Genomic DNA, 13,443 nt, shown 5'->3' with positions numbered 1-13,443 from the left:
TGTAAATAATAGCATTTCCTATCCTTATAGCTACATAGGAATGAAACGCAGATAAACACAGATAAACGCAGATGATTTTGTAACTCCATAACTTATCGAATAATTCCTACTCCTAATAAAAGCCCAAAAAATACTATCAAGGGGGGTTGACAATTGATTTTAAATTTGTTGTGATGGAGTGGATAAGGAAGAACTATCTTAGTCAATAATCCTTTGGTTTTTAGTGGGAAAGGTCTTTAACTCCTCAACAATCAGATTCCAGGCTAATTCAGGTTCAGCAGCCGCAGTAATAGGACGACCGATAACGAGATAATCAGCACCCGCTGTGATAGCTTGGGAAGGAGTGAGCGATCGCTTTTGATCGCCTTTATCAGACCAGGTAGGACGGATTCCTGGACAAACGAGCAAAAATTCATTTTTACAAGTTTCTCTTAATTGTTGCACCTCCTGGGGAGAACAAACCGCCCCATTTAACCCTGACTTTTCGGCTAAAAGTGCCATTTTCAGAGCAAATTCGGGCAATTCTAGGGGAATTTTCAAATCAAACGCCAATTGTCTTGGGGAAATACTGGTTAACAACGTAATAGCGATTAATTGCGGGGGTTTTGTTCCGGCCTTTTCCGCTCCAATTTCCACAGCTTCCGCAGCCGCTTTGAGAGCATCACTACCACAAGTTGCGTGAATTGTCAATAAATCCACCCCATAACCAGCAGCAGCGCGACAAGCGCCAGCGACAGTGTTGGGGATGTCGTGAAATTTCAAGTCGAGGAAAATCCGTTTTTCTTGAGATTTGAGGATGTCGAGAATTTTCGGACCAGTGCTAGTAAACAACTCCAAACCAACCTTCCAGAAAGTGACTTGAGGAAGTTTATTAATCAGAGCGATCGCACTATCTAAATCTGGTACATCTAAAGGTACAATAATTTTTTCATCATTCATAATTCTGATTATTACTTATTACATATTATCCAATTTATTATACTTCAATAGCGATGTTTAATATGACTACTTTTCAGTATTTTAACAATTAGACTTACTTAAATAAAGCCTATAAGTGTTTAATAACATATAAATACTATTTAATAGAGTACAACAAAAATTTTGCTCTTAACCCTCTTATTTACCTAAATTATAAGTGTAAATTATGAATATTTAGAAAATAGTTTAAATATTTCTATTCTGAAGAAATTAATATAACTTCATATTTATATTTTCTTAATATTTTATTGAGAAATATTTCTATTTATCAACGATCTTGCAATAGTTTCAGCGATTTGGTAAAATTTCAAAATCTAGGCGTAGTATATTAATTTTCTAAAATTGCAGGAAGTAGAATTTAGAAATCCTTTATTTATAGGTATTTGAGAAATAGGGAAAGTGAGGACGGGGAAAATATTCAGGAGTGATAGAGAATTTTTTGGACAAATTTAGAAATACCTTGATGTAGTTTTGTAAAGCAAAGTCAAGGGTGGGTTGACAAAATAGACAGTTTATGATATGACGATTAGCAAAAATATTGTCTAATTTATCGTATAATAATATTATTTATATTCTTCATCTGCATTGGAATCAATGAATCAATTTTATCATCTTGTAGGAGATCACACCATAATTAATGAAATCTAGCGATAATACAGAACTTTCCGGTGTTATGAGATACATATTTAGCGGGCAAGATACCCGCACCACAAGAGTTTGATGATTTAACTTTGTACCTCATAAGAACAGAATTTGATGATAGTTCTTCCTTATCAAGTTTACGATAACATTTTTAAAATTAATTGTCAACCCCTAAATCTACTTTTTTCGCGCGACTTCCTGGGGAAATTAAATGTTATTTTTGTAATTATTGACAGGTCGGGTATCTTGTTTTTTAGAAAAAACTATGACATCATCAACACCAGAAAGTTTATCTAAATTCGTCGAATTTTGCAACCAATATATCACTGGACAAGAACGTAAGGAAGCACAAACTTTTCTTGACCGATTTTTTCGCGCTTTTGGTCATGAGGGTGCTTTGGAAGCAGGAGCGAAATATGAGGAAGCTATTAAAAAAGGTAGTAAAACTGGAAAAACCGGTTTTGCTGATTTGGTTTGGAAACCTCGGGTTTTAATTGAAATGAAAAAGCGCGGAGAAGACCTAAATAAACATTATTCCCAAGCCTTTGATTATTGGACTAGGTTAGTTCCAAATCGTCCTAAATATGTGATTTTATGTAATTTTGATCAATTCTGGATTTTTGATTTTGATATTCAGATAGATACACCTGTAGATAAAATCTCCCTGGAAGAACTACCAACACGGTCGGGAGCGTTGGCTTTTATGGAATTAGGTCAAAAAACTCCTATATTCCAAAATAACCAGGTAGAGGTGACAGAAAGGGCTGCTCGTCGTATGGGAGAGTTATTATTAGAGTTAGAAGCTAGGGGTATTGAAAAGTTAACAGCACAGCGGTTTGTTTTACAATGTGTGTTAGCTATGTTTGCGGAAAAAAGACAGTTGTTACCCCGTGATTTGTTTGTTTCTTGTGTTCAAGATTGTATGAATGGGTCAAGTTCTTATGATATTTTAGGTGGTTTATTTCGGGAAATGAATCTACCGGGAAAAACTCCTGCGGGACGTTATCAAGGTGTAGATTATTTTAATGGTGGTTTATTTTCTCGCATTGACCCCATTGAGTTAACTAGGGAAGAATTAAATTTTTTAGATGTTTCTGCGCGGGAGAATTGGAGTAAGGTTCGTCCGGCGATTTTTGGGAATTTGTTTGAGGGAACGGTAGATAAGAAAGAACGTCACGCGAAGGGAATTCATTATACTTCTGAGGGAGATATTATGAAAATTGTCCGTCCCACAATTAGTCGTTATTGGGAGGATAAAATTGAGGAAGCAAGTACGGTTAAGGAATTGGGAAAATTGCAATTAGAATTACAAGGCTATCGGGTTTTAGACCCTGCTTGTGGTTCGGGAAATTTTCTTTATATAGCATATCAGCAATTGAAAAGAGTGGAAAGAATGCTATTAGAAAAAATCCAGTCTTTGAATGGGTCTAAAAGTCAACAAATGGAAATGGGTTTGGTAACACCTTTACAGTTTTATGGTATGGATACAAATCCTTTTGCTGTGGAATTAGCGCGGGTAACTTTGATGATAGCGCGGAAAATTGCGATTGATGATTTATGTTTAACTGAACCTGCTTTACCTTTGGATACTTTGGATGATAATATTGTTTGTCAAGATGCTTTGTTTGGTGAATGGGTCAAAGCTAATGCTATTATTGGAAATCCACCGTTTTTAGGTGGTAAAAAGCTGAGAATAGAATTAGGAAATGAATATGTAGAAAAGATATATCAGGCTTTCCCAGAGGTAAAGGGACAACCGGATTTTTGTGTATTTTGGTTTAGAAAAGCATCTGATTTATTAGGTAATAAAGGAAGAGGAGGGTTAGTTGGGACAAATTCTATTGCTCAGGTTTCAGGGAGAAAAGCAAGTTTAGATTATATTGTTAATAATGGTGGGATTATTCATAACGCAATTTCTACTCAAATTTGGTCTGGAGATGCTGCTGTTCATGTTAGTATTGTTAATTGGACAAAGGAAAAACAAAAACAAAACTTTTTAAATAGTGTTGAAGTTCCGTTTATTAATTCTTCTTTAAAAAGTGAGATATCAGTAAATAACGCCAAAATCTTAAAAGCTAATAAAAATTTTTCTTTTCAAGCTTGTGAATTATCGGGGAAAGGATTTATAATCTCTGAAGAAGAAGCTAGGGAATGGATAAAGATTGATTCTAAAAATGTCGATGTTTTAAAACCGATGATTGACGGTAAAACTTTAATTAATCCTTTTTTAAAATTAGATTGGGTAATTGATTTTAATAATTTATCAATAGAGGAAGCAAGTAAATATCAATTACCTTTTCAGCGTGTAAAAGAAAAAGTGAAACCAGAAAGAGATAAAAACCGCGAAGTTTCAAGAAAAATTAATTGGTGGAAATTTGGTAGAGAAAGACCAGCTATGAGACAAGCAATGTCTTCTTTATCTTGTTATTTTGCTATTCCAAAAATTGCTAAGTGGATGATTTTTACACCTGTAAATATTTCTATTTTACCTTGTGAAGCTAATATGGTAATTGCTACTGATGATTTTTATATCCTTGGTATTCTCACATCTAATATTCATCGTATTTGGGTAAAAGCGCAAAGTTCGACTTTAGAAGATAGAACTCGTTATACTAATACAACTTGTTTTGAAACTTTCCCCTTTCCGCAAACAGTAGATATAAAAATAGTCCAACAAATTCGCACTAAAACAGAAGAACTACATAAATATCGTACTCAACAAATGGAAACCAAACAATGGGGAATCACTACATTATATAATAAATTTTTCACCGAACCGAGCAGTCAACTTTATAAACTACATCAACAATTAGATAAACTGGTAATGTTAGCTTATCAATTCAACTCAGAAGATGATATTTTAGAAAAATTGCTGTTATTAAATTCAGAATTAGGAGAAAGAGAAAAACAGGGAATTAAAATTATTGGACCAGAAATAGCAAATTAGTATGTAGGGTGCGTTCCCAATACTCGCCATTTTTCTCGACTGAGAAAAAAACCAATACCATTACTATTAGTACAAGTTAAACCTGTTTTTTGAGATACACATTTAAAACCACCATTGTTCCAAGTCCGTCCATAAGCCAAAACGGGTTTATTTTTATCAGCGACAGTATCACTAATACACAAAATTTCTGGTTTACCCTCCGCAGTTAATAAAAAACCTTGTCCCCAGTCAAATTGACAATATCCAGGGTAAGGTTGAGGAGGTTTAGGTTTTAGTGAACTACTGATTTCACAACGCAAACTTATTCCATAAACTAATTCACAAAAAATATTACCACTAGGAGATTGAAAACCTTTTGGCGCTGCTACACTTACCTGTGGTAATATAGTCACTAAGCTAGTAATTGTCAAGATAATTGCTTTCATCCATTGTTTATACATAAATCATGCCAAAATGATAATTAAAACCATATTTGTAGGATAATTGATTTACGCTTTTAAATACCTGTATTTTCACCTTACCTTTTTTAGTATGGGAAGTAGTACACAATGGCGTAAATCAACCACCTAAAGTCTAAATCAGCAATTTACAAATTCTGACCGCAGTTCTAGCAAATACTTTATTCCGTAGAGGGAAGAGTACAGCAATTAACATCATTTAAACACACCTTACCCCACTGTAAACCCCAACGCACTAAAGCTACACGGTTCTCAGTCTTAGTCTTAGTGAGAATGTTGCTAATATGGTTATCAACTGTGCGTTTACTAATTTTCAGTTTGACCGCAATTTCTTGGTTAGTTAAGCCGGTAGCCACTAAGTCTATAATTTGCAGTTCTCTGTCTGAAAGACTAACACAGGTCTCAGACTCACTAGTAGCCATGACTTACCATTCCTCCCTTAGTATATGTACTCAAGTCTTATTCCTTATTCTAGAAGATTCTTTCCGAGGTAGATAGTTTTAAATGTTGCTAATAATACTAATATCAAGATTTTCTTTTGATTTTATATTTGTAGTCATACACGCTACAGATAATAAGTATTTATTCTAACTATAATCAATAAAAAGCCCTGACTGGACAAAAGACATTTTCCCAGAATTAAAAAGATCTCTAGCTTAGTGTCAAACTAAATTTAGATTATGTCCATCGAAAATCAAAAATAAAATGAGTAAACCCTCCGTTTTATGTCTTGGTGAAGTCTTATTTGACTGTTTAGCTGACCAATTAGGACTTAAACTAGAAGAAGTGAAATCATGGACTCCCTACCCTGGAGGAGCACCTGCTAACGTCGCCTGTGCTTTAGTAAAATTAGGAACATCAGCCGGCTTTATGGGTGCAGTGGGGGAGGACGAACCAGGAAATAAACTGGTAAAATTATTACAAGATGTTGGTGTGGATACAACGGGTGTACAACGTCATCCTACAGCACCAACTAGACAAGTATATGTAACTAGGGATTCAGGAGGCGATCGCACTTTTGCGGGTTTTGGTAAATACGACACATCGGAATTTGCTGATACTTATCTACAGTCAGCAAAATTATCTCCCGCGCTGTTTGCGGAAGCTGACTTTTTGGTATTAGGAACTCTAGAACTAGCCTATCCTGAAAGTGAGCAAGCTGTTTTGCGGTCTTTAGAGTTAGCAGAACAATACAACCTGAAAATCATTCTCGATGTTAATTGGCGACCAGTATTTTGGCAAGATGAAAATACAGCTAAGACCAAAATTCTCGCATTATTAAAGCGATTTGATTTTCTCAAATTAACCAAGGAAGAAGCTCAATGGTTATTTGATACTACTGACCCAGGGGCAATTACTTATAGACTCAATTCCTTAGAGGGGGTTTTAGTAACAGACGGTGAACATGGTTGTGCCTATTGTTTAGGGGAGAATGAGGGGAAAATGCCAGCGTTCTCCATGTCTGTGATAGATACAACAGGTGCAGGAGATGGTTTTTTAGCTGGATTTATCTATCAATTGCAACAAGTGGGGATTAAGAACCTCAAAGACGCAGAAACAGCTAAAAGGATTGTTACCTATGCCAGCGCTGTGGGAGCATTAACAACTATTAAACCAGGTGCGATCGCTTCTCAGCCCACTGCAGCGGAAGTTGATAATTTTCTTGCTTCTCATCAACTTTGAATTTAGCATATTTAACGGGAATATCAGTAACTATTATTAACTGGTATTCCCAATATATCCTATCAACGCGCCTAAATTTCTTTCCAGGGATTCAGAAACATCAATATAGCGGGTAAGATATCCGCACAACAGGAGTTTTATAATTTAATTTTTACCTCATTTATTGCGGAAAACACTGTAATTATGAAATTTTCAATTCTGCTAACCCCAAATAACGGATACCTGCTGGAGAAATATCAAAACGACATGGTAGAACCTCTAAACCCAGTTTAATCGCTTCCCGTAATAACTGACCATATACAGGATCTTGACTATCTCCAGGGCTAAATTCTTGACAATCACCTCTGTTAATAAAATATAACATAACTGACCGACTTTCTGGTAAAATCTCCATTAATTCCCGTAAATGCTTTTGTCCTCTGGTGGTTTCGGTGTCGGGAAATAGGGCTAAAGTTCCCTGTGACCAAGTTGTATTTTTGACTTCTAAATAAATTGGCCGTTGTTGTGCACTTCCGGTTAAATAAAAATCTACTCGACTTTTCCGATCTTTTCCATAAACAACTTCACCCTTTACCTGTTGATATTCACCCAATTCTGGAAATAAATGCTTTTCTAGAGCTAATTTAATGACCCGATTGGGTAATGCAGTATTTACACCTACCCAAGTTGTTATATGATCATTGACCTGAATTAACTCTAATGTATAACCTAATTTGCGGTTAGGATTATCGCTTTTAGAAATTTGTACAGCACTACCAACGGTAGAAACTCCTGTCATTGGACCTGTATTCGGACAATGTGCTGTTACGACCTCTCCAGAGTCCAGTTGAACGTCAGCAAAAAACCGCTTGTAGCGTTTGAGTAAAATTCCAGGATAGAGTATGGGGTAATTATAGAGCCAATCAATCATTATTTATCAATAGGTAGAGCATTTATTTATAATAACTCAAAATTATTCTGAGTAAAAGATAAAATCCAAACCTGCTAGAATTATAATATCCAAAACAGTCACGAATGACTAATATGAATAATGAATTTTACAACCGGGGATTAGAAAAAGCTCAAGAAAAAGATTATGCTGGTGCAATAGCAGAATTTACCACTGCTATCCAACAAAATCCTGACTTTAGTAAAGCATATCTTCAACGAGGTTTAGCATATTATGATTCTGGGGCAATTTTGCAAGCTGTTTATGATTATAATGTAGTAATAAAATTAGATGAATCTAGTGGAAAAGCCTTTTATTTTCGGGCTTTAGCTAGATTGGCTTTAAAAAATATTCCCGGCGCTTTGGAGGATGTAGAAAGGGTAATTAAGATTGATGATAATCATGCTGCTGCTTATGATTTACGGGGAATTTTACGACGAAAACAAGGATATATTCAAGATGCGATCGCTAATTTTAAAAAAGCAGCAGAATTATATCTAGAACAAAAAGATAAAGAAAAATCTCAAAGTTGTTTACAGAAAATTAAACAATTACAACCCCCAGAAAAACCAATAACTCAACCAATTAAATCTGTACCTGAACCTATTATTTCCACCAATGAATATTTTCAGCAATTATTAACAAAAGCACAACAGGGAGAAACTCAAGCGGCCATTGCTGATTTAAACTGGATATTAAAAGTTGATCCCCAAGATGCTCAAGCTTATTGTTGTCGCGGTGTAGTCCAGTGTAAAATTGGTAATTATCGAGAGGCAATTTCCGACTTTAATCAAGCACTAAAACTAGATTTCCACGATGTTATTGTTTATCGTAACAGAGGTAAAGCTCGTTGTCAACTTGGTGATTATCAAGGTGCATTATCTGATTTAAACCAAGCTTTAAAAATGCAACCAGAAGATTCTTTAGTTTATGTTGCTAGAGGTAATATTTATCGAGAAATGGGTAATTGTGTAAATGCAATTCAAGATTATAGTCAAGCATTGCAAATTAATCATAATTATGCTCCAGCTTACTACAATCGTGGTCTTGCCTATACATTATTAGAAGAAACTCAAAATGCTGTATCTGATTATCAAAAAGCCGCTAGTATTTATTGTGAACAAGAAGACTGGGAAAATTATCAACAAGTATTAAATAAGTTACAAACAATCCAAACATTTAATCCCGCAATTAATAATCAGAAATATGAGGTTTTACGTCAGCGACTTTTGCGGTTAGTGGGGGGACAATGGGAAATCGCAAAACGCCTAATTCAGCAACAAGAAGATAATCATCCAGGAATGTCAGATGATTGGTATTTACAAAGAGTTATTGACCAGTTGGAAAGAGATCGTTTTTAAAAAACTTAGATACAGTGTTTTCCGATCTAAGGAGGTACAAAGTTAAATCATGAAACTCTTGTGGTGCGGGCATCTTGCCCGCTATATATGTATCTCATGACACCGGGAAGCACTGTAAATTGGGTATCTATAATTTATAATTACACATTAATTAATTGAGAATTTTACTTTTTCTACCTGACTTGAACCAAAGACCCTGGGACTTGGCTACTTAATTCATAAATTTTAATAATGCCAGTATGATACAACTACAAATATTTGTGATATAAGTAATAAAGTACGGTATTCCTACTTAAAAACCGTAGATTATTTGCAGAGGTGTAAAACCAGTGGGTATAGTAGTCGAAAATGTCTCTAAACAATTTGGTAGTTTCCAGGCCGTTGAACAGGTAAATCTGGAAATTCAAAGTGGTTCTCTCGTAGCTCTACTCGGTCCATCTGGATCTGGTAAATCTACTTTATTACGGTTAATCTCTGGTTTAGAAATGCCAGATACAGGTAGAATTATTCTCACAGGGAAAGATGCTACTTATCAAAGTGTCCAAGAACGAAATATTGGCTTTGTGTTTCAACATTATGCCCTATTTAAACATTTAACTGTGCGTAAAAATATCGCTTTTGGTTTGGAAATTCGCAAAGCTTCTCAAAAGAAAATTCAAGGTAAGGTAGAACAACTACTAGAATTAGTGCAATTAAGCGGATTAGGCGATCGCTATCCTTCACAATTGTCTGGGGGACAAAGACAACGAGTAGCTTTAGCTAGAGCATTAGCAGTAGAACCCAATGTACTATTATTAGATGAACCTTTTGGCGCACTTGATGCTAAAGTTCGTAAAGACTTACGAGCTTGGTTGCGTCGTCTGCATGATGAAGTTCATGTTACTACAGTTTTTGTTACTCATGATCAGGAAGAAGCTATGGAGGTTGCTGATGAAATTGTAGTTATGAATAAAGGTAAAGTTGAACAGGTAGGAACACCAGCACAGATTTATGATCATCCTGCATCAGCATTTGTAATGAGTTTTATCGGTCCTGTAAATATATTACCTAGTTCTGCTAAAATTTTCCAAAGTAGCGGATTTGAGTCAACACATCCAGAAACCTTTTTGCGTCCTCAAGATATAATTATCGAAACTGTTGCTAATGGAACGACAGTACCAGCTACAGTTAGTAGAATTATTCATTTAGGTTGGGAAATCCAAGTAGAATTAACCTTAGATGATGGACAAATGATGACAGCCCATTTAACACGAGAACGGTTTGATGAATTAAAGCTAGAACCACAAAACAAAGTGTATGTTAAGCCTAAAGATGCTAAATCCTTTCCGCTGTTTTATTCAATATAGAAGGAAAGAATGCAAAGCCAACGATTATTAATGTAAAGCCAACAAATAGTAATGTAAGGCAATCTATTAATAATGTAGAGCCAACAAATAGTAATGTAAGGCAAGCAAATGATAATGTAAAGCCAACGATTAATAATGGATAACAGATAATTGATAATTGATAACTTTAAATTATCAACCATCAACTATCAATTAGTAATTAGATGAGAGATTTTACCTTTTCAGATTCCTTCCCTAAGCCAACCAACTGGTAGCTAAGATCCCACATTCGATTACCCTTTTCATTATCTCGTGCTTGGGGAGAAACCTTTTGTACAAAAGATGTTCCGTCCTTCTTTTGACGATTTCCCCAACTCCAATAAATACCAGATTGTTTGTATTCAGGGTCAGCAACTACCATAGCAACACGCTCTCCTGATAATTCCTCAGTTACAAATCCTCCAGTAATATATTTTTGGAACAGAGGGAAAAGTTTTTGAAACTGAGGGTAATGATTACGGAATAAAGCCGTTGTAGCCACACAACCAGGATAAAGAGAACTAAAAGTAATTCCAGTGGATTGATGAAAACGGTTATGTAATTCGCGCATAGTTAGCACATTACATACCTTACTATCTTTGTAAGCCTTAACTGGTTCAAACTTCTTACCATCAATCATTGTAATGGGATCTTGAAAACCTGCTGCAAAACCCTCAAAATTACCCAAATCTGGACGAGGGGGAATTTTCCCTCCCAATTCATCTGGGTTGTGGGTAACAGTTCCTAGAATTACTAATCTTTTATCAGCAGCAGGTGACTTTTGCAAATCTGGTAACATCAGATTACATAATAAGAAATGTCCTAGATGATTGGTAGTGACAGTTAATTCATATCCTTCAGGAGAAAATAAAGGCTCTTTAAGCAAAGGCATATAAATAGCAGCATTGCAAACCAAAGCTTCTACAGTTTTACCAGTAGCTCTAAAATTGTTAACAAATTGCCTGACACTTTCTAAAGATCCTAAATCAATGTGCATGAGTGTGTAGCTATTTGTAGGCATTTCCACGCTTTTGGCAGCTTTTTCGGCTTTAATGAGATCTCTGCAGGCCATGATAACGTGCCATTGTCCTCTATTAGCGAGAGCTTTTGCTGCTTGTAAACCAACTCCCGAAGAAGCACCTGTAATGATTACGGTTGACTGACGATTTTGTTCCATTTGTTTATATTGCTTTGATAATTGTTAAGTTTGGAAAAACAGTGTATATGATCTTGATGATCTCATACTTTTGAGACTTCTATGGTAATTGGTGATTGGTAATTGGTGATTGGTAATTGGTGATTGGTAATTGGTAATTGGTAATTGGTGATTGGTAATTGGTGATTGGTAACTAACAACTAACAACTGACCACTGACCACTGACCACTAACCACTAACCACTAACAACTGACAAATTAAACAATTTTTGGTTTTTGTAAATGCCAGTTAGTTGATTGTTCGTAAGCATAAGCTACTTGAAAAAGTTGCTCCTCTCCCAATGCTTTACCAACTATTTGTAGCCCAATGGGTAGACCCTGACTATCAAAACCACAAGGTAAACTAATTCCTGGTAGACCAGCTAAATTAGCGGGAATAGTCATTAAATCATTTAAATACATACTCAAAGGATCGGTAGTTTTTTCTCCCGCTGTGAATGCGGTAGTGGGTGCGGTGGGAGAAATTAAAACATCTACTGTTGCAAAAGCTTTTTCAAAGTCTTGTTTAATTAGAGTGCGGACTTTTTGGGCTTTCAAATAATAGGCATCATAATAACCGGCAGAAAGGGCATAAGTACCAATCATAATCCGGCGTTTTACTTCTGCTCCAAAACCTTGAGAACGAGTCCGGGTATACATTGATAAAAGATTATCCGCGTCAGGAGAACGTAAACCATATTTAACGCCATCGTAACGGGCTAAATTAGCTGAAGCTTCCGAGGGGGCGATAATGTAGTAAGTTGGTAAACCATAGCGGAAACTGGGACAGGAAATAGGATGAATTTCTGCACCTAATTCTTGTAGTTGTTGAATAGCTTTAGTGACAGCGGCTTCTACTTGAAGATCTAAACCTGCACCAAAGGTTTCTGTAATTACACCAATTCTCAATTTTTTGCCAACTTTGAAATCAGCTTTTAAATTAGCTGCATAGTTAGGAATTTGGACCTTGAGACTGGTAGAATCTTGGGGATCATAACCTGCGATCGCAGTTAATAATATAGCTGCATCTTCCACACTGCGGCCAAAGGGTCCAATTTGGTCGAGAGAAGAAGCATAGGCCACCAAACCATAACGGGAAACTAAGCCATAGGTCGGTTTTATTCCTACCACACCGCAGAAAGAAGCCGGTTGACGAATTGAACCTCCGGTATCAGAACCCAGAGAAACCACACATTCATCTGCTGCTACGGCTGCGGCTGAACCACCGGAAGAACCACCAGGAACACGGGATAAATCCCAAGGATTAGCGGTGACTTGATAAGCGGAGTTTTCTGTAGAACTCCCCATAGCGAACTCATCTAAGTTGGTTTTACCCACCATGACACCCCCAGCGTCAGCTAGTTTTTGGGTAACGGTGGATTCGTAAGGGGGGACAAAATTTTCTAAAATCCGGGAAGCGCAGGTGGTGACAATCCCTTTTGTGCATAAGTTATCTTTAATACCGATGGGAATCCCGGCTAAGATGCCAATTTCTTCTCCCGCAGCGATTTTTGCATCTACAGCTTGAGCTTGTTTTAAGGCTTGTTCTGTCGTGACAGTGAGAAAACTATGCAATTTTGGCTCTAATTCTTGAATCCGATTTAATGCTTCTTGGGTAATTTCAACAGCAGAACGTTTTTTAGTGATTATCTGTTCGTGCAATTCGCGGATGGATGCCATAATTGTTATCTTTAAGGAATCAAGTCATTGATTTTAGCATTTACAGGGTTGGGGTTTGGGGAATTTTGGTCTGAAGTTACAGCGGATTTTTGATCTACAGCAGTTTGATATCAAGTCCAGTACAAGAATAGCTATCTAAATAGGGTCAAAAAACAATCCACAATGATTAAACCAATTGAGAGCATTTTCATCAGTAATAGCATTAACC

At 36.2% G+C, this 13,443-nt stretch carries 10 protein-coding genes; 4 read left to right on the top strand and 6 right to left on the bottom strand.

Translation table 11 applies throughout. The annotated features are described in order from the left end of the window. Window positions 1-198: 198 nt before the first annotated feature. Window positions 199-939: an orotidine-5'-phosphate decarboxylase gene (pyrF, locus tag H6G44_RS13740; protein ID WP_190387109.1), complete on the bottom strand. Its 741-nt coding sequence runs from the start codon at window positions 937-939 to the stop codon at window positions 199-201. A 946-nt stretch (window positions 940-1,885) separates the two neighbouring features. On the opposite strand from pyrF, the gene H6G44_RS13735 reads away from it, so the two are divergent. Continuing rightward, a complete protein-coding gene (locus H6G44_RS13735; RefSeq protein WP_190387110.1) occupies window positions 1,886-4,567 on the top strand; it encodes a DNA methyltransferase in 2,682 nt (893 codons plus the stop codon). On the opposite strand, the gene H6G44_RS13730 is transcribed toward H6G44_RS13735, so the two are convergent. Both H6G44_RS13730 and pedR read right to left on the bottom strand, forming a co-directional pair. Beyond that, window positions 4,564-5,007: a DUF6636 domain-containing protein gene (locus tag H6G44_RS13730; protein ID WP_190387111.1), complete on the bottom strand. Its 444-nt coding sequence runs from the start codon at window positions 5,005-5,007 to the stop codon at window positions 4,564-4,566. The two genes, H6G44_RS13735 and H6G44_RS13730, sit on opposite strands and share 4 nt — an antisense overlap. 179 nt (window positions 5,008-5,186) lie before the next feature. Continuing rightward, window positions 5,187-5,447, bottom strand: a complete 261-nt coding sequence (gene pedR / locus H6G44_RS13725) for a photosynthetic electron transport-dependent transcriptional regulator PedR (RefSeq protein WP_190387112.1) — start codon at window positions 5,445-5,447, stop codon at window positions 5,187-5,189. Window positions 5,448-5,730: 283 nt separating this feature from the next. Between pedR and H6G44_RS13720 the strand changes: the two genes are divergently transcribed. Further along, entirely contained in the window at window positions 5,731-6,708 is a 978-nt protein-coding gene (locus H6G44_RS13720; RefSeq protein WP_190387113.1) for a carbohydrate kinase family protein, read from the top strand. A 181-nt stretch (window positions 6,709-6,889) separates the two neighbouring features. Here H6G44_RS13720 and sfsA read toward each other — a convergent pair whose 3' ends face one another. Then, window positions 6,890-7,618, bottom strand: a complete 729-nt coding sequence (gene sfsA / locus H6G44_RS13715) for a DNA/RNA nuclease SfsA (protein ID WP_190387114.1) — start codon at window positions 7,616-7,618, stop codon at window positions 6,890-6,892. A gap of 113 nt (window positions 7,619-7,731) precedes the next feature. On the opposite strand from sfsA, the gene H6G44_RS13710 reads away from it, so the two are divergent. Together H6G44_RS13710 and H6G44_RS13705 are read left to right on the top strand one after the other, a co-directional pair. After that, entirely contained in the window at window positions 7,732-8,997 is a 1,266-nt protein-coding gene (locus tag H6G44_RS13710) for a tetratricopeptide repeat protein (RefSeq protein ID WP_190387115.1), read from the top strand. Window positions 8,998-9,326: 329 nt separating this feature from the next. Then, window positions 9,327-10,343: a sulfate/molybdate ABC transporter ATP-binding protein gene (locus H6G44_RS13705; protein WP_190387116.1), complete on the top strand. Its 1,017-nt coding sequence runs from the start codon at window positions 9,327-9,329 to the stop codon at window positions 10,341-10,343. A gap of 199 nt (window positions 10,344-10,542) precedes the next feature. Here H6G44_RS13705 and H6G44_RS13700 read toward each other — a convergent pair whose 3' ends face one another. Together H6G44_RS13700 and gatA are read right to left on the bottom strand one after the other, a co-directional pair. Continuing rightward, entirely contained in the window at window positions 10,543-11,538 is a 996-nt protein-coding gene (locus H6G44_RS13700) for a protochlorophyllide reductase (RefSeq protein WP_190387117.1), read from the bottom strand. A 236-nt stretch (window positions 11,539-11,774) separates the two neighbouring features. Continuing rightward, the gene (gene gatA, locus H6G44_RS13695) at window positions 11,775-13,235 is read right to left on the bottom strand and encodes an Asp-tRNA(Asn)/Glu-tRNA(Gln) amidotransferase subunit GatA (protein WP_190387118.1); all 1,461 of its coding nucleotides are present in this window, start codon (window positions 13,233-13,235) and stop codon (window positions 11,775-11,777) included. Window positions 13,236-13,443 lie beyond the last annotated feature (208 nt).

The sequence above is a fragment of the Aphanizomenon flos-aquae FACHB-1287 genome, assembly GCF_014698755.1.
In the GTDB taxonomy this organism is placed as follows: domain Bacteria; phylum Cyanobacteriota; class Cyanobacteriia; order Cyanobacteriales; family Nostocaceae; genus Dolichospermum; species Dolichospermum flosaquae.
The sequence above is the reverse complement of the archived record's forward strand: the minus strand, read 5'-3'. Positions and strand labels throughout refer to the sequence as shown.

Bases quoted from the DNA above. Each gene is read 5' to 3' on its own strand.
- pyrF (WP_190387109.1), bottom strand. From the start codon at position 939: ATGAATGATGAAAAAATTATTGTACCTTTAGATGTACCAGATTTAGAT.
- H6G44_RS13735 (WP_190387110.1), top strand. From the start codon at position 1,886: ATGACATCATCAACACCAGAAAGTTTATCTAAATTCGTCGAATTTTGC.
- H6G44_RS13730 (WP_190387111.1), bottom strand. From the start codon at position 5,007: ATGTATAAACAATGGATGAAAGCAATTATCTTGACAATTACTAGCTTA.
- pedR (WP_190387112.1), bottom strand. From the start codon at position 5,447: ATGGCTACTAGTGAGTCTGAGACCTGTGTTAGTCTTTCAGACAGAGAA.
- H6G44_RS13720 (WP_190387113.1), top strand. From the start codon at position 5,731: ATGAGTAAACCCTCCGTTTTATGTCTTGGTGAAGTCTTATTTGACTGT.
- sfsA (WP_190387114.1), bottom strand. From the start codon at position 7,618: ATGATTGATTGGCTCTATAATTACCCCATACTCTATCCTGGAATTTTA.
- H6G44_RS13710 (WP_190387115.1), top strand. From the start codon at position 7,732: ATGAATAATGAATTTTACAACCGGGGATTAGAAAAAGCTCAAGAAAAA.
- H6G44_RS13700 (WP_190387117.1), bottom strand. From the start codon at position 11,538: ATGGAACAAAATCGTCAGTCAACCGTAATCATTACAGGTGCTTCTTCG.
- gatA (WP_190387118.1), bottom strand. From the start codon at position 13,235: ATGGCATCCATCCGCGAATTGCACGAACAGATAATCACTAAAAAACGT.